Below are 18,145 nucleotides of genomic sequence, written 5' to 3'. Positions count from 1 at the left end.
CGGTGGCTGCGAGTACGAACAGTGGCGTCTACCCCCGGGGCATCAAGCTGGGGGTAGACGTTGGTACCGTCAGGGTGGGCCTGGCAATCTGCGATCCTGACGGAATCCTGGCCACGCCGTTCAAGACGGTGAGCCGGAACGCCAAGAAGAACACCGATGTCCGGGTCATCGTCAAACACGCCTTGGAACTGTCTGCGGTGCAGATATTTGTTGGCCTTCCCCGCACCATGAAAGGTGAGGAACGCGCGTCCGCGCAGATGGCCACAGACTACGCCGAGCTCCTGGCAGGTGAGCTTCTTCTCGCTGGTTTGGACATCCCTGTGGCCCTCATTGACGAGCGGCTCAGCACCGTTACGGCTCACCGCAACCTGCACGAAGCTGGCATGAGCAGCAAGAACCACCGTAAAGTGGTTGATCAGGTTGCTGCTGCTGGAATCCTCCAGCAAGCAATCGACATGCAAAAAGCCAGAGGAACGGACGTTGGCCGCCGAGTGCAGGCACCGGCGCAGTCCGCAAAGCCCGGCAGTGCCCCAACGCTGCAGGCTGCCTCCGGCAGTGAACCCGATTCTTCTACGAGGGGACTGCAACTGTGAGCCCGGTCAACAACGACCCCTCCACCGGTGCTGCGGGCGGCGGCATGCCGCTGACCCGCAAAGAGCTGCGCGCGCGGGAAAGATTCCTCGCCACCCAGAACCACAACGTGGTACCCGTTCCCGAAGCCACGCCGGGAGAAGCTGAGGCGCCGGCCGACGTCGAACTGCCTCGACCCGTACCGGCTGTACCTCCGGCCCCCGCGGCCCCTCCCGTGCCGGTTGCGGAGCCGGAAGCCGCTGTGCCCCCCGTTCCTGCGGCGCAGCCTGCGTCTGCAGCGCCGCCCGCATCCGAGGCGAAGCCCGCACCCGAACCACAGCCCACCTCCGAGGAGCCGGCTCCAGATGCTGCCGCCCCTGCCCACCCGCAGGAACCGGAAGTCCACCCGCAGGAAGCTGAAGGGGCCCACGTCGATGCAGGTCACGTGAATCAGGATCACGCGGACCTGGGACACGCCGATCACGCACCCCAGCACCACGAACCGCTGCACAACGAACCGCTGCACCACGAACCACTGCACAACGAATTACTGCACCCCGAACACGGTGGCGATGTGGAGCACGCCGAGCATGCTGAGCACGCAGCGGTCCTCGTCGACCACCACGAGTACGACGAGCATGGCGACCATGCCCTTGATATCCACGATGATCTCCATGAGGACCACCTCCACGAGGACCATCACGATCTCATTGCTCCCGTGGAAACTCCGGCTTCGAAGGCTGCGGCGAAGAAGGCGCGTCGCCGCCGTCGTGTTCTTGCCCTGCTGATCACGCTCGGCGTGTTCGTAGCTGCGATTGCCATCGGAGCCCAGTTCCTGAAGCCCTTGCTGGGGATGGACAAGCTCACCGACTATCCCGGTCCCGGTACCGGATCGGTGACCGTCACGGTGGCCGAAGGCTCCGGCCCGAAAATTGTTGCCAGCACCCTGGTTCAGAACAAGGTCGTCGCTGATGCCGACTCCTTCGTCAAGGAGTTCATGAGCGAAGGAGCCGAGCTGTCGCCCGGCGAATTTACGTTCCGCACCGAAATGAAGAACTCTGATGCTGTGGCCGTCCTTGCCAACAAGGACGCTTCGAAGGTCATGTACTTCGCCCTGAGTGCGGGCCTGCGGATCACCGAATCCCTGGAGGCCATTTCCAAGGGCTCAGGCATTCCCCTGCAGCAGCTCAACGCCTTGAACCAGTCGCCGGCGCAGTTCGGTGTGCCTGCCAAGGCCAAGAACCTGGAGGGCTTCCTGGCTCCAGGGGAGTACCGTTTCGACCTCGGGACCTCCGGTAAGGACATCCTCCAGAAACTCGTGACCACCACCTTGGATGAACTGAAGTCCCAGGGCATCACCGATCCCGCCAAGCAGTACGACACTGTGACCATCGCGAGTATCGTGCAGGCCGAGGGCGGCCAGGCGGACTACGGAAACGTGGCTGGTGCGATTTACAACAGGCTCAAGCCCAACAACGTCGAAACCAGTGGGCTCATCCAGTCCGACGCCACGGTGACGTACGGGTTGGGCAGGAAGTCTTTCCACGTCACGGAAGAAGAAAAGGCCGACAAGTCCAACCCGTACAACACGTACGCGAACGTCGGGCTGCCCGTGGGTCCCATCGGTTCACCAGGAAAGACTGCGATCGACGCCGCGGCCAAGCCGACCCCCAACGACTACATGTACTGGGTGACGATCAACCTGGACACCAAGGAGACCAAGTTCTCCAAGACGCTGGCTGAGCACTTGACCTATGTGGAGCAATACAACGCATGGTGCCAGGCCAACGCGGGACGGTGTGTGTGAGTCGTCGTGCCGCAGTCCTGGGGCATCCGATTTCACATTCGAAGTCCCCAGCGCTGCACAGTGCCGCCTACGCCAAGCTTGGCGTGGATATCGACTACTCCGCCATCGATGTGACCGTTGCCGGACTTCCGGCGTTCATGGCATCGCTGCGCGGTGACGAATCGTGGTGCGGTTTGTCGGTAACCATGCCGCTGAAGTCGGCCATGGTCCAGGAAGTCGACGTAGTCCGCGGGGCGGGCGCCCAGTTGGGCGTCATCAACACCGTGGTTTTCGAGCACGACGGCGGAACGGTGCGTCGTGTGGGTTACAACACTGACGTCGCGGGGATCGTTGATTCGGTCCGGTACGCGGGCGTTGCATCCACTCCGCACGCCGCCATCCTCGGTGGTGGGGGCACCTCTGCTGCGGCGGTCGCCGCCGCGCGCGAACTTGGTGCCAGCCACGTGGACGTCTTTGTTCGCGACGCGGGACGTGCCGGTGAAGCGGAAGCCGCTGCGGCCGCCGTCGGAATTTCCCTTGCTGTCCGGCCGTTGACGCAAGCAGCCACCGCCATTGCCGGAACGGATCTGGTGATCTCCACCTTCCCGCCGCGTGCGGCCGACGCGTTGGCTGAAGAGCTCGCGGCGTTGCCTGGAACAGGGGCGGGCGTGCTTCTTGATGTCGCCTACGATCCCTGGCCTAGCCGTCTTGCCGAAGTATGGCGCGGCCATGGGGGAGCGGTGGTCCCGGGGCTGGAGATGCTGATGTACCAGGCGGCGGAGCAGATCAGGCGCTTCAGCGGCTGTGACGTGGATGCCGCCGTCATAGATGTGATGTGCGACTCAGTCGGGCTTCCCCGACGGGTGTTCTAGAAGCCTTACATGGCAGGATTGGTTATATGTTGCGTTGGTTGACTGCCGGTGAATCCCACGGTCCGGCTCTGATCGGAATTGTTGAAGGCGTGCCCGCCGGTGTTGAACTCACCAGTGGGCAGATTCGCGACGCGCTGGCGCGTCGCCGCCTGGGCTACGGCCGTGGTGCCCGGATGAAGTTCGAGCAGGACGAGGTCACCATCATGGGTGGCGTCCGGCACGGCCTGACCCAGGGCGGCCCAGTCGCTATCCAGGTGGGCAACACTGAGTGGCCCAAGTGGGAGCAGATCATGGCTGCCGATCCCGTTGACCCCGAAGTCCTCGCCGACCAGGCCCGCAACGCTCCCTTGACTCGTCCCCGTCCGGGCCACGCCGATTTCACGGGCATGCAGAAGTACGGCTTCGACGAAGCCCGGCCGGTCCTTGAGCGTGCCAGTGCGCGGGAAACCGCCACACGCGTTGCCCTTGGCACCGTCGCAGCCCAGTTCCTGAAGCAGTTGGGCGTGGAGTTGGTCAGCCACACTGTTTCCATTGCCAGCGTGACAGTTCCGGAAGGCCGGCCGCTGCCGTTGCCGAAGGATGTCCTGGCGCTTGACGCCGACCCTCTGCGCTGCTTCGACCGCGAAACCTCGGACGCGATGGTTGCGGAAGTGGATGCTGCCCATAAGGAAGGCGAAACCCTGGGCGGTGTTGTCGAAGTACTTGCCTACGGGCTTCCGCCGGGACTGGGCAGCTACGTGCACTGGGACCGCCGGCTCGACTCACGCTTGGCCGCAGCGCTGATGGGTATCCAGGCCATCAAGGGCGTGGAAGTTGGCGATGGCTTCCTCACCGCTGCCCGCCGCGGATCCGCCGCCCATGATGAGATCCTCAAGGACGAAAACGGCAGGATTGTCCGCCAGACCAACCGGGCAGGTGGCATTGAGGGCGGCATGAGCATTGGCGAGGTCCTGCGGGTTCGCGCTGCCATGAAGCCGATCGCCACGGTTCCCCGTGCGCTTCGCACCATCGATGTCAGCACCGGGGAACCCGCCAAGGCCCACCACCAGCGTTCAGACGTTTGTGCGGTGCCCGCTGCTGGCGTCGTTGCCGAAGCCATGGTTGCCCTGGTTCTCGCCGAAGCCATTGCCGAGAAGTTCGGTGGCGACTCCGTTGCCGAAACGCAGCGTAACCTGCAAAGCTACCTCGACAGCATCCCGGCCACCCTGGACTCGGTCGGCCGGTAGTGGTCCCCGCTATCCTGGGCGTCCGTCCAGTTGTCCTGGTGGGTCCCATGGCCGTCGGCAAGTCGGCCATCGGCCAGCAACTCGCGCAGCAGTTGGGGCTGCCCTTCGTGGACACCGACGCAGTGGTTGTTGCAGCGCATGGCAGCATCGCAGACATTTTCGCTGGACGTGGGGAACATGCGTTTCGTGAAATAGAGGCACGTGCCGTAGCGAAGTCCATCGAGTCCGCCAAGGCGCAGCCGGCCGTCATCTCTCTTGGCGGCGGAGCGGTCCTGGACACCGGCACCCAGCAACTGCTGGGGGAGTGCACTGTGGTTTACCTGGAGTGTGACGCGGAAACGGTCGCAGACCGGATTGCGCGCAACACCGGAAGGCCCTTGCTGCAGGGCGATGCCATGGAACGCTGGGAATTGCTGTTTGCAACCCGGCGTCCCGTCTACGAACGTCTCGCGGACCTGGTCATTGATGTGCGTTCAGGCTCCGTGGCGGAAATCGGCCTCCAGTTGGAGGCGCGGCTGCGCGAGCATGCAGCCTTGAAACAGGAAGTTGAAAAGTGAGCAACGAAGCAACGGTCATCAAGGTGACTGGCCAGGCCGCCAGCGAAAACTACGACGTCGTGGTGGGCCGTGGCCTTCTGGATACCCTGCCTGCCAAACTTGGTGAGCGCGTTCGACGGGTGTTGGTCATCCACCCCCGTGCCCTGCGCCTGACGGGGGACACCGTCCGTGACGAGCTTGAGGCTGCCGGTTTCACTGCGCTGACGGCGGAGATCCCGGACGCCGAGGAAGGCAAGCACATCCAGGTTGCCGCGTTCTGCTGGCAGGTGCTGGGCCAAAACGATTTCACCCGTTCGGACGCAATCGTTGCCGTGGGCGGCGGGGCCGTTACCGACCTCGCGGGCTTTGTCGCAGCCACGTGGCTTCGCGGCGTCAAGGTCATTCACATACCCACCAGCCTCCTGGGCATGGTGGATGCTTCGGTCGGTGGCAAGACCGGAATCAACACCGCCGAGGGCAAGAACCTCGTGGGTTCGTTCCACCCGCCGGCCGCCGTGCTTGTAGATCTCGACACGCTCCAGACGCTGCCAAAAAATGAGCTCATTTCCGGCATGGCCGAAGTCATCAAATGCGGTTTCATCGCCGACCCCGTCATCTTGGATTTGCTGGAGAACAAGACTGACGCGGCCATGGATGCGGGCTCGGACGTTGTCCGTGAACTCATTGAGCGGGCCATCTCCGTCAAGGCCAACGTTGTGTCCCAGGACCTCAAGGAATCCGGCCTTCGCGAGATCCTCAATTACGGCCACACTCTGGGCCACGCCATCGAACTCGTTGAGCGCTACTCATGGCGTCACGGTGCCGCTGTGTCGGTGGGCATGATGTTCGCGGCCGAGCTGTCACGCAGCGTGGGCCGCTTGTCCGATGCCGACGCCGACCGGCACCGCACCATCCTGGAGAGCCTGGGTCTGCCGATCACCTACCGCAGGGACCGCTGGCAGGGGTTGCTGGATGGCATGCGCCGGGACAAGAAGTCACGTGGAGACCTTCTGCGCTTCGTTGTCCTTGACGGCATAGCCAAGCCGGGCATCCTGGAAGTTCCCGACACCTCCCTCTTGTTTGCCGCCTACCAGGAAATCGCGTCATGACCATCGCATTGCAGGACGGCGTGAGCGATTGGCCGACAGCCGGTTTCCCGGGGGTCCGCATGAACCCGGATACGCTGCTTCCCGTCGTCGTCAATGAAGAAGCAATGGAGTCCGCCCTGGCGGCCTCCGAGGATCCGGCGGACCGCATCATGGCCCTCCTGCTCGACAACCAGCCAAACGAAGCCGCTGAGCTCCTGGCCGAGGCCCGGTATAAGGATCCCGAATCATTCCGCCTCCGGATCTTCGAAGCCGAAGTGCACCGGGCCACCCATCGCATGGACCGCGCAGTGCAGTTGTTCAAGCACTTGCTGCACGACGTCCAGGGCAGCTCCAAGGAAGCGATCGTCCACCAGTACCTTGGCCGTGCGTACTTCGTCAGTGGCAACGCGCTGGCGGCGTCCGAAGAGTTCGCCAAGGCCCTGGACCTGCGGGTGGCGATGGCTGCTGATGCCGCGCTGATCTACTCGTCTGCAGTGGCTCTGCAGCGCGCCCGGAACGTGCTGGAACTGGCCTCGTAGGGGCGTCCGAACACGCCGCCCGCAAGCCGCGGCCGGATTTGCCGGTAGAATGGTTTTTGGATTTTTGATATATACGCGCTGGCGCGCCGATTGGCACGCCTGCTTGGCATAGATAGCTGGCAGCTAGAACCAGTGCGATTAACCAGAGGATACGAGTGGCAACCACAAACGACATCAAGAACGGGACCGTACTGAAGCTCGAGGGCCAGCTCTGGAACATCATTGAGTTCCAGCACGTCAAGCCGGGCAAGGGCGGCGCCTTCGTCCGCACCAAAATGCGCAACGTCATGTCCGGCAAGGTGGTCGACAAGACCTTCAACGCCGGCCTGAAGATTGAAACCGCCACGGTTGACCGCCGCGATTACCAGTACCTGTACCAGGACGGCGAAGACTTCGTTTTCATGGACACGCAGGACTACGACCAGATCACCGTTTCCGGTGCAACGGTTGGCGATGCCACCAACTTCATGCTCGAGAACCAGATGGTCAATATCGCCATCCACGAGGGCACGCCGCTCTACATCGAACTGCCCCCGAGCGTTGTCCTCGAAATCACCTACACGGAGCCAGGCCTCCAGGGTGACCGCTCCTCCGCAGGCACCAAGCCTGCCACTGTTGAAACCGGGTACGAGATCCAGGTACCGCTGTTCGTTGAGCAGGGCACCAAGGTCAAGGTCGACACCCGCGACGGCAGCTACCTGGGCCGGGTCAACGACTAGTGAGCGCACGCGGTAAAGCCCGTAGCAGGGCACTGGAAGTACTTTTCGAAGCGGAGCAGCGTTCCGTCTCGGCTTTTGACGCGCTCAAGGCACGTCGGGAGAAGACAGACCTCGTGATCAACCCCTACACGGTGGAAATCATCGAAGGCGTGGTCTCCATGCAGGAAACCATTGATGAGTTCCTTGAGACGTACGCGCAGGGCTGGACCTTGGAGCGGATGCCGTCCGTGGACCGGATTATCCTCCGTATCGGTTCGTGGGAACTGCTGTACAACGACGAAGTCCCTGACGGTGTAGCCGTCAGCGAGGCCGTCGCCTTGGCCAAGACGATGTCCACGGACGAGTCTCCGGCCTTCATTAATGGCCTTCTTGGCCGCTTGCAGAAGCTCAAACCTTCACTGCTGGCCTAGTCGGCAGGCAATGTTCAAAAGGATCCGCTTCCCGGGAAACCGGGAAGCGGGTCCTTTTCTGTTGGCGTTGCCGGACAAGAACTACTGCAGGACTGCCGCCCTGAGAGCGGGTATCGCGCGGAGGTGTTCAAGTTCGTCGTGTTGGTGGACCGGTACGTCGCGGCCACTGAGGATGCGCTGGCGCGTGAAGGCCAAAGCCGTGGCACCTTTGATGAAGGCCCGCATCTGTGCCGCCCTTCCACGCGACGACGCCCACCGCAGTGCCTGGCGCCGCCCCCTGGACGTGCCCAGCATCTCCACTTCTGCGGGCGTGAACCAACCGGCGCGTGCATACTCGAGGAGCCGTTGGCGCGTGAGCTTTCCTTCAGCGACGCGCAGCAGGATGATTCCCACTGCCGCTATCAGGAAAATGGGAACCTGGACCACGAAGTACTCCACCAGGAAGTCCTGGCCCATGCTGTTCCAGCGGTTGTGCAGGAACATTGCCGGCAACAAGCCTATGAAGAACGCCAGGACCGCGTAACCGGGGTGCCATCTGCGGGCTGCGAAGCCCATGATGAGTCCGGTTGTTCCGGTGAACACGGCGTGGGCAAACGGAGACATCACGCCGCGCAGGATGAAGATCCGTACAAAGTCAGTGCCGGGATCGGTGGATGAAGCGATTTCCCGACCGAAGTAGAGAATGTTTTCCGTGAAAGCGAATCCCGCGGCAATGGTGAAGGCGAACACGACGCCGTCCACGGGTCCGTCGAAGTACTTCCGGGCGCCGAGGATCAGTACCAGGAGTCCCAGCGACTTGGTGAATTCCTCGACGATCGGGGCCTGGACGGTAGCCATGAAGTAGGTGAAGGCTTCTTCGCTGGTGGTGGGTGCGGCCAGGGCGAACAGGGGCTGGATGAGCAGCGTCCCGGCGATGGATACGGCCGCGCCCCATGTGAAAGCAAACCACAGGAGCCTCTTTGGTTCCGGCTCCCAGCGATCGATGAGGCGGACGGTGAGCAGCACTACAGTCAACGGAATGAGGGAGGCGATGAAGCCGATCACGAAGCCGGTGATTCCCGTGTTGCCCAAGAGGAAGGGCAGGACCAGCAGGAGGCTGGCAAGTGCCAGGATCCCGCCACCGATGACCAACGGAAGCGTGCCCATGGAACGTCTCGGCGCCGGCGGCATGGCCCAGGTCTGGTGGGGGAGCGATGCCGGGTTCCCCGGAGCTTGCTGGTAGTTCGCGGGCTGCACGCGGCCCATCCAAGTGGGGTTTGCGCCAGGTTCCAAAGAGGGTCGCGGATAAGGTTGTCCGCCAGGTTGGCCGTGATGGTTCATGGTCATGGGAATGAGCCTATTCCACGGCGGAGAATGTGAGCTTAAACTCATGCCGGCGAGCGGCCCCGGGTGAAGCGTGAAAGTGCCGTTGTGGTAGCTTGGAAAAGCAAATATTCCTTTTTTAATTCCGTCCCGTGAGGCGGGGAAAGGGGAGACGAGCGATGACTGAAGTCACTTCAGCGCACGTGCCGTCGCGGGTTGTCCTCAACCAGGCGGACATTGACCGTGCGCTCACTCGTATCGCCCACGAGATCCTTGAAGCCAATAAGGGCTCCCAGGACCTTGTTCTTCTGGGCATTCCCAGCCGTGGCTATCCTTTGGCCGTGCGGCTTGCCAACAAAATCGCAGCTGCCGACCCCACTGTCAACGCTGAAACGATTGTCGGCCAACTGGATGTCACCATGTTCCGTGACGATCTCTCACACCAGCCCACACGGCCTCCGCGCCACACCCGGCTTCCTTTGTCCGGGATCGACAACAAGGTTGTTGTCCTGATCGACGACGTCCTCTACTCGGGACGGACCATCCGCGCGGCGTTGGACGCCTTGGTTGACCTTGGCCGCCCCAGGATCGTCCGGCTGGCTGTCCTGGTGGACCGGGGACACCGGGAACTTCCGATCCGTGCCGACCACGTAGGCAAAAACCTGCCGACGTCCTCATCCGAGAAAGTCCGCGTCCACCTGGAGGAAATCGACTCCGTGGACGGCGTGCCCGTCAACGAAGTAGTTATCGAGGCCGGCAAGTGAAGCACCTCCTTTCCACCGAGAACCTCAGCGCCTTCGATGCCATCCGGGTCCTGGATACAGCCGAGGAAATGTCCGCAGTGGGCGAGCGTGAAGTGAAGAAACTTCCTGCCTTGCGCGGCAGGACAGTGGTGAACCTTTTCTTCGAGGACTCCACCCGCACCCGCATCTCCTTCGAAGCCGCAGCCAAACGCCTCTCCGCGGACGTCATCAACTTTGCCGCCAAGGGTTCCTCGGTGTCCAAGGGCGAGTCGCTCAAGGACACCGCGCAGACTTTGGCTGCCATGGGCGCTGACGCAGTGGTCATCCGACACTGGGCCTCAGGCGCACCCCATCGCCTCGCTGCGACGGACTGGATCGACGCTGCCGTGATCAACGCCGGCGACGGCACCCACGAACACCCCACGCAGGCCCTCCTGGACGCGTTCACCATGCGACGGCACTGGGCTCAGCTCAGGGGTACGGCTTCTACGGGCGCTGACCTGAAGGGCATGCGGGTGGCAATCGCCGGCGACGTCCTGCATTCCCGTGTTGCCCGCTCCAACGTTTGGTTGCTGAAGACCCTCGGCGCAGAGGTCACGTTGGTGGCGCCACCCACTTTGCTGCCCATCGGCGTCGAGCACTGGCCCTGCAAGGTCAGCTACAACCTGGACGAGACATTGGAAGCCGGCATCGACGCGATGATGATGCTGCGTGTCCAGGGCGAGCGGATGAACGCGTCGTTCTTCCCGTCAACCCGCGAGTACTCGCGGCGCTGGGGTTTCGACGACGCCCGGCTCCGTGCGCTGGACGACCTTGGCATGAAGGACACCATCATCATGCACCCGGGACCCATGAACCGGGGCCTGGAGATCTCCTCGGCCGCCGCGGATTCGCCGCGTTCCACTGTGCTTGCGCAGGTACGCAACGGCGTTTCGGTCCGCATGGCCGCCCTTTACCTGCTGCTCTCCGGGGATTCCCGCGAAGCCGCCCCGAACGCAATCCAGTCCAGCAAGGAGACCAACTGATGGCAGAGAACACCTACCTGATTCGTGGGGCGGCCATCCTCGGCGGTGAAGCTGAAGACCTGTTGATCCGCGACGGCATCATCGAAGCACGCCGGAAGGACCTCGCGGACGAGGGCGCTACAGTCATCGACGGCAACGGCCTCGTTGCCCTGCCGGGCATGGTTGATGTCCACACGCACCTCCGCGAACCGGGCCGGGAGGACGCCGAAACGGTGGAAACCGGAACCCGCGCCGCTGCGTTGGGTGGCTTCACAGCCGTCCACGCCATGGCCAACAGCAATCCCGTAGCGGACACTGCCGGCGTCGTCGAGCAGGTCCACAGCCTGGGCCGCGCGTCCGGTTGGGTTGACGTGCGTCCGGTCGGCGCGGTTACCGTGGGATTGGCCGGTGAGCAGCTCGCCGAGCTCGGCGCCATGGCGGACTCACGCGCACAGGTCCGGATGTTCTCCGATGACGGCATCTGCGTCCACGATCCCGTCATCATGCGTCGTGCGCTGGAGTACGTCAAAGCGTTCGACGGCGTGGTGGCCCAGCACGCGCAGGAACCCCGCCTGACCGCCGGGGCACAGATGAACGAGGGCGCCGTCTCGGCGGTGCTTGGGCTAACAGGTTGGCCGGCCGTGGCAGAAGAGAGCATCATTGCCCGTGACGTGCTGCTCGCCCAGCACGTGGGTTCGCGCCTGCACGTCTGCCACGTCTCCACCGCAGGTTCCGTGGAGATCGTGCGCTGGGCGAAGGCCCGCGGCATCAACGTCACCGCCGAAGTCACCCCGCACCACCTGCTCCTGACCGACGAACTGGTCCGAAGCTACGATCCCGTGTACAAGGTCAACCCGCCGCTCCGTACAGACGCCGACGTGCAGGCGCTGCGCGAAGGCCTGGCCGACGGCACCATCGACGTCGTCGGCACCGACCACGCTCCGCACCCCAGCGAGCACAAAGAATGTGAGTGGGCCCAGGCCGCCATGGGCATGACGGGCCTGGAGACCGCGCTCTCCGTGGTGCAGGAAACCATGATCGAAACCGGCCTGATGACCTGGGCCGACTTCGCCCGGGTTACCTCGTTCACTCCGGCGGCGATCGGACGTGTTGCCGACCAGGGCCGTCCCTTGGAGGTTGGCGAGCCCGCCAACGTCATCTTGGTGGACCCGGCTGCGCGTTGGACCGTCGACCCCCATAAAATGGCAACCATGGGCCGCAATTCACCGTTCAAGGGCAAAGAGCTGCCCGGTTCAGTGGTGGCGACCTTCTTCAAGGGCCACCCCACTGTCCTCGACGGCAAACTCAACACCCCGTACCGCTACCCTGCAGTCAGCGGTAACTGATGGACAACCAGACACTGACCGTGCTCATCACGGTTCCGTTGATCGCCGTGGTGCTGGCGATGCTCTGGCTGGGTTGGCGGAACCGCCTGAGGCGACAAGCCGACGTCGAACGCCTTCCCGCGGTGCCGGAGCAGCTGACCCCCGCCAGCGTCGTAGCGGAGGGCCAGTACGTGGCCACCACCACGGCGGGCGACTGGCTGGACCGAATCGCCGTCCAAGGCCTGGGTATCCGGACCAACGCGGAACTGAGCATCCACGCCGAAGGCGTGCTGTTCGACCGATCCGGTGCCGCCCCGGTCTTCATCCCGCGCTCCGCGGTGCAGGACAGCCGCCCAGCGGACGGCATGACAGGGAAGTTCGTCGAAAAGGACGGGCTCCTGGTCATCAGTTGGAAACTGGGCAGCCGTGAGCTGGACACCGGTTTCCGGTCCAGGCACGCAGCCGACAAGCAGCTCCTCCTCGAAGCCCTCCAGGAATTGATCTCCGCAGCCCCTCAGGCAGATGCCGATAGTGGAAAGTAATAAAGTGACGGATAGTAAAGCAGCCACCACCCCCACCTCCTCAGCAGCAGTGCTGGTGCTCGAAGACGGCCGCGTGTTCCGCGGCCGCAGCTACGGCGCCCAGGGAACCGCGCTCGGTGAGGCCGTCTTCGCCACCGGCATGACCGGCTACCAGGAGACCATCACCGACCCCTCCTACGCACGCCAACTGGTTGTCCAGACGGCGCCGCACATCGGCAACACCGGCGTCAACAGCGACGACGCTGAGTCCCGCCGTATCTGGGTAGCCGGGTACATTGTGCGCGACGCCGCACGCCGACCCTCAAACTGGCGCTCCGAGCGTTCGCTGGACGACGAACTCACCGAGCAGGGAATCGTCGGTATCCAGGGAGTGGACACCAGGGCCATCACCCGCCACCTCCGCGAGCACAAGACCATGCGCGCAGGCATCTTCTCCGGCGAAGCCGCACAGGCAACCGACAAGGAGCTGCTGGACACCGTCCTGGCAAGTGCTCCGATGGAAGGCGCAGCCCTGGCCGAGGAAGTGTCCATTGACGAGGCCTATGTTGTTGAGCCCAAGGACCACGGCTGGGAAGGCGAACCGCGCTTCTCCATCGCAGCTGTGGACCTCGGCATCAAAGCCATGACCCCGGTACGTTTCGCCGAACGTGGCGTTCGTGTCCATGTCCTGCCGGCCACCTCCACGGTTGAGGACGTCAACGCCGTGAACCCCGACGGTTTCTTCATGTCCAACGGCCCGGGCGACCCCGCGACGGCCGATCACCAGGTGAAGCTCCTGCGTTCGGTGCTGGATGAGAAGCTGCCGTACTTCGGCATTTGCTTCGGAAACCAGATCCTCGGCCGCGCCCTTGGTTTCGGTACCTACAAGCTCCGCTACGGCCACCGCGGCATCAACCAGCCGGTCATGGACCGCCGCACGGGCAAGGTGGAAATCACTTCGCAGAACCACGGCTTCGCCGTCGACGCGCCGCTGAACGGCGCCACGGTGGCACCGGAAGAGCGTTATGGGCGCGTTGAAGTCAGCCACGTTTCCTTGAACGACGACGTCGTTGAAGGTCTCGCCTGCCTCGACATCCCCGCATTCTCGGTCCAGTACCACCCCGAAGCCGCGGCCGGACCGCACGATGCCGCCTACCTCTTTGACCGCTTCATCGACCTCATGGCCGACACCAAGTCCAAGGCCACAGGCGATAACACCGCAAAGAACAACGACTCCAAGACTGAGGACAAGAAGTAATGCCCAAGCGTACAGATCTCAAGAGCGTCCTCGTCATTGGCTCGGGCCCGATCGTCATCGGCCAGGCCGCCGAGTTCGACTACTCCGGCACCCAGGCCCTTCGCGTCCTCAAGGAGGAAGGCCTTCGCGTCATCCTCGTGAACTCCAACCCGGCCACCATCATGACGGACCCCGAGTTCGCTGATGCCACCTACGTTGAGCCCATCACCCCGGAGGTGGTGGAGAAGATCATCGCCAAGGAGCGCCCGGACGCCATCCTGCCCACCCTGGGTGGCCAGACGGCACTGAACACCGCCATCGCGCTGGACAAGAACGGTGTGCTGGAGAAGTACAACGTGGAACTCATTGGTGCGAACATTGCAGCCATTGAACTCGGCGAAGACCGCGAGAAATTCAAGGGCGTGGTGGAGCGGTGTGGTGCAGAGTCCGCACGCAGCCACATCATCCACACCATGGACGAGGCATTCACGGCAGCGGAAGACCTCGGCTACCCCATGGTGGTCCGTCCTTCCTTCACCATGGGTGGCTTGGGCTCCGGCCTGGCGTACAACGAGGACGACCTTCGCCGCATCGTCGGCCAGGGCCTCCAGTACAGCCCCACCACCGAGGTCCTGCTCGAAGAGAGCATCCTCGGCTGGAAGGAATACGAGCTGGAGATGATGCGCGACAAGAACGACAACGTCGTTGTTGTCTGTTCCATCGAGAACTTCGATCCCGTAGGTGTCCACACCGGTGACTCCATCACGGTTGCCCCGGCCCTGACGCTCACGGACCGCGAGTACCAGAAGCTGCGCGACGTCTCCATCGCTGTCATTCGCGAAGTTGGCGTTGACACCGGTGGCTGCAACATCCAGTTCGCCATCGACCCCGCCACGGGCCGCGTGGTGGTCATCGAGATGAACCCCCGCGTTTCCCGCTCTTCGGCCCTGGCATCGAAGGCAACAGGTTTCGCCATCGCCAAGATCGCCACCAAGCTTTCCTTGGGCTACACGCTGGACGAGATCCCCAACGACATCACGCAGAAGACGCCGGCGTCGTTCGAGCCGACCCTGGACTACGTCGTGGTCAAGGTTCCCCGTTTCGCGTTCGAGAAGTTCCCGGCAGCGGACAACACCCTCACCACCACCATGAAGTCCGTCGGCGAAGCCATGGCGATGGGCCGCAACTTCACCGAAGCCCTGCAGAAGGCCTTGCGCTCCCTGGAGCAGAAGGGTTCGCAGCTGGACTTCAGCTCCGTACCCGAATACGAAGTTGCCGAGCTCATTGAGAAGGCCAAGCGTCCCACCACTGACCGCCTGCACCAGGTGCAGCGGGCCATGCTGGGCGGCGCCAGCGTGGAAGACCTCTTCGAAGCCACCAAGATCGACCCCTGGTTCCTGGACCAGCTGCAGTTGCTCAACGAGACCGCGCAGGAGATCCGCAAGGCCGGCGTGCTGACCGAGGAAATGCTGCGCAACGCCAAGCGCCATGGTTTCTCCGATGAGCAGATCGGTGCCTTGACCCACAACAATGAGGCAGTAGTCCGGGGCGTCCGCCAGGCCTTGGGCATCCGTCCCGTGTACAAAACGGTGGACACCTGCGCTGCTGAGTTCGCCGCTTACACCCCGTACCACTACTCGTCCTATGACGAAGAAGATGAAGTGGGCCTGCACGCCAAGCCCTCGGTCATCATCCTCGGCTCCGGCCCCAACCGCATTGGCCAGGGCATCGAGTTCGACTACTCCTGCGTGCACGCCTCCATGGCACTGCGCAAGGCCGGGTACGAGACCGTCATGGTCAACTGCAACCCCGAGACGGTCTCCACCGACTATGACGTCTCCACCCGCCTGTACTTCGAACCGCTGACCCTTGAGGACGTCCTCGAGGTCATCGCGGCAGAGGAACGCACCGGCGGCGTCATGGGTGTCTTCGTTCAGCTCGGCGGCCAAACCCCGCTCAAGCTGGCACAGCAGCTCGCCGATGCAGGCGTGCCGATCCTTGGTACCTCGCCCGAGGCCATCGACCTCGCCGAGCACCGTGGCGCCTTCGCACGTGTCCTGGACGAGGCCGGCTTGACCTCCCCGAAGAACGGCACCGCCGTTTCCTTCGAGGACGCCAAGAAGATCGCCGACGAGATCGGCTACCCGGTCCTGGTGCGCCCGTCCTACGTCCTCGGTGGCCGTGGCATGGAGATTGTCTACGACGAAGCCAACCTCTCCCGCTACATCGCCAACGCCACCGAGATCACCACGGACCACCCGGTGCTGATCGACCGCTTCCTTGAGGACGCCGTCGAAATCGACGTTGACGCCCTCTTCGACGGCACTGACATGTACCTCGGCGGCATCATGGAGCACATCGAAGAGGCCGGTATCCACTCGGGCGACTCCGCGTGCGTCCTGCCTCCGATCACCCTGGGCAACAACGTGATCGAACGCGTGCGCACTGCCACGCGTGCCATCGCCGAGGGTGTAGGTGTCCGCGGCCTGATCAACATCCAGTTCGCGCTGGCCTCCGACGTCTTGTACGTCCTGGAAGCCAACCCACGTGCCTCCCGCACGGTTCCGTTCGTCTCCAAGGCCACGGGTGTCCAGATGGCCAAGGCCGCCGCGCTCATCGGCACGGGTGTCACCATCAACCAGCTCCGCACCGCCTACAAGATGCTGCCGGAGACGGGGGACGGCTCCACGCTGCCCTTGGACGCCCCGGTTGCCGTCAAGGAAGCCGTCCTGCCGTTCAGCCGCTTCCGTACCCCGGAGGGCAAGGTTGTGGACTCCCTGCTCGGCCCGGAAATGCGCTCCACCGGTGAAGTCATGGGTATCGATAAGCACTTCGATACGGCATTCGCCAAGAGCCAGGCCGCAGCCAACAACGCGCTGCCCACCGAAGGCAAGATCTTTGTGTCCGTGGCGAACCGCGACAAGCGCTCGGTGATCATGGGCGTCAAGCGGCTCTCGGACCTTGGTTTCGAGATCGTGTCCACAGGCGGCACGGCAGATGTCCTGCGCCGCAACGGCATCCAAGCCACTCCGGTGCGCAAGGTAGCCGAGGGCAGCAGCGCCGAAGGCGAAGGAACCATCGCCGACCTCGTCGTTGCCGGAGAGATTGACATGGTCTTCAACACGCCTTCCGGCGGTGAAGCCCGCAGCGACGGATACGAACTCCGTGCCGCAGCAACCTCCATCGGCATCCCTTGCATCACCACCGTTGCCGAGTTCAACGCCGCTGTACAGGCAATTGAGGCGCTGCGCACCTACGAATGGTCGGTGACCAGCCTGCAGGAGCACGCAGCGAATCTGGCAGCGGCAGTGGAAGCAGCCAATGCCTGAGGCTGCTTCGCCACAGCAGGAGCAGCAGCCGGCCCGGGAGTCCTTTGGCTCCCGGCTGGCTGCCGCCATGACGGCCCGCGGACCGCTGTGTGTCGGGATCGACCCGCACCCGCAGCTCCTGGCTGAGTGGGGACTGAACGACGACGCCGCCGGGCTGGAGCGCTTTTCGCTAACGGTGGTGGAGGCAGTGGCTTCCCTCGCTGCCGCGGTGAAGCCGCAGGTGGCCCTCTACGAGCGGCATGGGTCTGCGGGCATGGCTGTGCTGGAGCGCACTCTGGCTGCGTCCTCGGAGGCAGGGGTCCTCAGTATCGCCGACGCCAAGCGTGGAGACATTGGTTCCACGATGGCGGCCTACGCCGACGCCTGGCTGCGTGACGGGTCATCCTTGGCCGCGGATTCTGTGACCTTGAGCCCATACCTCGGCTTTGAGTCGCTGCGTCCGGCGCTGGATCTCGCAGCCCAGTACGGCAGGGGAGTGTTTGTGCTCGCGTTGACGTCCAACCCGGAGGGCAAGTCCGTCCAGCATGTTGGTGGGGCTGATTCCGTTGCCCGGCGCATTGTGGCCGAGGCTGCTGCGGAGAACCGCCGCTATGACGGGGCTCTGGGTTCGGTTGGCCTAGTGGTGGGTGCCACCATTGGTTCGGCGTTGGAGGACCTCGACATTGACCTTGGTCCGGTCCGTGGTGCCATCCTGGCCCCGGGACTCGGTGCCCAGGGCGCTACCCCCGCCGATCTCCGTGCCACTTTTGGGGCCGCGTATCCGAGTGTCCTTGCGACCTCGAGCCGCGGAATCCTGGCCGCGGGCCCGTCGGTTGCGGCACTGCGGGCAGCCACCCGGGAGACGTTGGACGGGCTCCGCTCCGAGTAAGTTGCCAACCGTCATTGCGCAACGGGGCCCCTGCCGGTAGGTTCAGGATCAGTCCGCGTGATCTGGATCA

The 18,145-nt window shown here is 63.6% G+C and carries 17 protein-coding genes; 16 read left to right on the top strand and 1 reads right to left on the bottom strand.

The features are described from left to right. Positions 1–2: 2 nt before the first annotated feature. The 9 genes from ruvX to nusB all read left to right on the top strand — a co-directional run bounded on the left by ruvX (position 3) and on the right by nusB (position 7,746). The gene (gene ruvX, locus AC5RU9_RS07505) at positions 3–593 is read left to right on the top strand and encodes a Holliday junction resolvase RuvX (protein WP_211712289.1); all 591 of its coding nucleotides are present in this window, start codon (positions 3–5) and stop codon (positions 591–593) included. Next, complete coding sequence (gene mltG, locus AC5RU9_RS07500; protein WP_494015930.1) at positions 590–2,377, top strand: endolytic transglycosylase MltG; 1,788 nt, start codon at positions 590–592, stop codon at positions 2,375–2,377. Before ruvX ends, mltG begins: the two co-directional genes overlap by 4 nt. Further along, positions 2,374–3,228 carry a shikimate dehydrogenase family protein gene (locus AC5RU9_RS07495; protein WP_494015929.1) on the top strand — a complete coding sequence of 285 codons (855 nt, stop codon included), beginning with the start codon at positions 2,374–2,376 and terminating at the stop codon, positions 3,226–3,228. Before mltG ends, AC5RU9_RS07495 begins: the two co-directional genes overlap by 4 nt. Positions 3,229–3,254: 26 nt before the next feature. Continuing rightward, positions 3,255–4,454, top strand: a complete 1,200-nt coding sequence (aroC, locus tag AC5RU9_RS07490; protein WP_494015928.1) for a chorismate synthase — start codon at positions 3,255–3,257, stop codon at positions 4,452–4,454. Continuing rightward, complete coding sequence (locus AC5RU9_RS07485) at positions 4,454–5,011, top strand: shikimate kinase (protein ID WP_494015927.1); 558 nt, start codon at positions 4,454–4,456, stop codon at positions 5,009–5,011. Before aroC ends, AC5RU9_RS07485 begins: the two co-directional genes overlap by 1 nt. After that, positions 5,008–6,099 carry a 3-dehydroquinate synthase gene (aroB, locus tag AC5RU9_RS07480; protein WP_494015926.1) on the top strand — a complete coding sequence of 364 codons (1,092 nt, stop codon included), beginning with the start codon at positions 5,008–5,010 and terminating at the stop codon, positions 6,097–6,099. Before AC5RU9_RS07485 ends, aroB begins: the two co-directional genes overlap by 4 nt. Further along, positions 6,096–6,617 carry a tetratricopeptide repeat protein gene (locus AC5RU9_RS07475; RefSeq protein ID WP_211712294.1) on the top strand — a complete coding sequence of 174 codons (522 nt, stop codon included), beginning with the start codon at positions 6,096–6,098 and terminating at the stop codon, positions 6,615–6,617. The genes aroB and AC5RU9_RS07475 overlap by 4 nt, the downstream gene beginning before the upstream one ends. 155 nt (positions 6,618–6,772) lie before the next feature. Next, positions 6,773–7,336 carry an elongation factor P gene (gene efp, locus AC5RU9_RS07470; protein WP_011774957.1) on the top strand — a complete coding sequence of 188 codons (564 nt, stop codon included), beginning with the start codon at positions 6,773–6,775 and terminating at the stop codon, positions 7,334–7,336. Beyond that, positions 7,336–7,746 carry a transcription antitermination factor NusB gene (gene nusB / locus AC5RU9_RS07465; protein WP_211712295.1) on the top strand — a complete coding sequence of 137 codons (411 nt, stop codon included), beginning with the start codon at positions 7,336–7,338 and terminating at the stop codon, positions 7,744–7,746. The genes efp and nusB overlap by 1 nt, the downstream gene beginning before the upstream one ends. An 81-nt stretch (positions 7,747–7,827) precedes the next feature. On the opposite strand, the gene AC5RU9_RS07460 is transcribed toward nusB, so the two are convergent. Next, positions 7,828–9,117: a PrsW family intramembrane metalloprotease gene (locus AC5RU9_RS07460; protein ID WP_494015925.1), complete on the bottom strand. Its 1,290-nt coding sequence runs from the start codon at positions 9,115–9,117 to the stop codon at positions 7,828–7,830. A gap of 110 nt (positions 9,118–9,227) precedes the next feature. Between AC5RU9_RS07460 and pyrR the strand changes: the two genes are divergently transcribed. From pyrR to pyrF, 7 genes are read left to right on the top strand one after another with little or no spacing between them, the layout of a single operon-like run. Continuing rightward, entirely contained in the window at positions 9,228–9,812 is a 585-nt protein-coding gene (gene pyrR / locus AC5RU9_RS07455; protein WP_309988541.1) for a bifunctional pyr operon transcriptional regulator/uracil phosphoribosyltransferase PyrR, read from the top strand. Then, positions 9,809–10,816, top strand: coding sequence for an aspartate carbamoyltransferase catalytic subunit (locus AC5RU9_RS07450; RefSeq protein ID WP_211712298.1), 1,008 nt, complete (start codon positions 9,809–9,811; stop codon positions 10,814–10,816). Before pyrR ends, AC5RU9_RS07450 begins: the two co-directional genes overlap by 4 nt. Continuing rightward, a complete protein-coding gene (locus AC5RU9_RS07445; protein WP_494015924.1) occupies positions 10,816–12,141 on the top strand; it encodes a dihydroorotase in 1,326 nt (441 codons plus the stop codon). Before AC5RU9_RS07450 ends, AC5RU9_RS07445 begins: the two co-directional genes overlap by 1 nt. Beyond that, positions 12,141–12,662, top strand: coding sequence for a PH-like domain-containing protein (locus tag AC5RU9_RS07440; protein ID WP_494015923.1), 522 nt, complete (start codon positions 12,141–12,143; stop codon positions 12,660–12,662). The genes AC5RU9_RS07445 and AC5RU9_RS07440 overlap by 1 nt, the downstream gene beginning before the upstream one ends. After that, the gene (gene carA, locus AC5RU9_RS07435) at positions 12,643–13,899 is read left to right on the top strand and encodes a glutamine-hydrolyzing carbamoyl-phosphate synthase small subunit (RefSeq protein WP_494015922.1); all 1,257 of its coding nucleotides are present in this window, start codon (positions 12,643–12,645) and stop codon (positions 13,897–13,899) included. The genes AC5RU9_RS07440 and carA overlap by 20 nt, the downstream gene beginning before the upstream one ends. Further along, complete coding sequence (gene carB / locus AC5RU9_RS07430; RefSeq protein WP_211712302.1) at positions 13,899–17,207, top strand: carbamoyl-phosphate synthase large subunit; 3,309 nt, start codon at positions 13,899–13,901, stop codon at positions 17,205–17,207. The genes carA and carB overlap by 1 nt, the downstream gene beginning before the upstream one ends. Continuing rightward, complete coding sequence (gene pyrF / locus AC5RU9_RS07425; protein WP_494015921.1) at positions 17,200–18,075, top strand: orotidine-5'-phosphate decarboxylase; 876 nt, start codon at positions 17,200–17,202, stop codon at positions 18,073–18,075. The genes carB and pyrF overlap by 8 nt, the downstream gene beginning before the upstream one ends. The last annotated feature ends 70 nt before the right edge of the window (positions 18,076–18,145 follow it).

It is taken from the genome of Arthrobacter sp. B0316-5-4, assembly GCF_059090325.1.
The sequence above is the reverse complement of the archived record's forward strand: the minus strand, read 5'-3'. Positions and strand labels throughout refer to the sequence as shown.

Bases quoted from the DNA above. Each gene is read 5' to 3' on its own strand.
- AC5RU9_RS07440 (WP_494015923.1), top strand. From the start codon at position 12,141: ATGGACAACCAGACACTGACCGTGCTCATCACGGTTCCGTTGATCGCC.
- pyrR (WP_309988541.1), top strand. From the start codon at position 9,228: ATGACTGAAGTCACTTCAGCGCACGTGCCGTCGCGGGTTGTCCTCAAC.
- AC5RU9_RS07475 (WP_211712294.1), top strand. From the start codon at position 6,096: ATGACCATCGCATTGCAGGACGGCGTGAGCGATTGGCCGACAGCCGGT.
- aroC (WP_494015928.1), top strand. From the start codon at position 3,255: ATGTTGCGTTGGTTGACTGCCGGTGAATCCCACGGTCCGGCTCTGATC.
- carB (WP_211712302.1), top strand. From the start codon at position 13,899: ATGCCCAAGCGTACAGATCTCAAGAGCGTCCTCGTCATTGGCTCGGGC.
- pyrF (WP_494015921.1), top strand. From the start codon at position 17,200: ATGCCTGAGGCTGCTTCGCCACAGCAGGAGCAGCAGCCGGCCCGGGAG.
- AC5RU9_RS07460 (WP_494015925.1), bottom strand. From the start codon at position 9,117: ATGAGTTTAAGCTCACATTCTCCGCCGTGGAATAGGCTCATTCCCATG.
- carA (WP_494015922.1), top strand. From the start codon at position 12,643: ATGCCGATAGTGGAAAGTAATAAAGTGACGGATAGTAAAGCAGCCACC.
- AC5RU9_RS07445 (WP_494015924.1), top strand. From the start codon at position 10,816: ATGGCAGAGAACACCTACCTGATTCGTGGGGCGGCCATCCTCGGCGGT.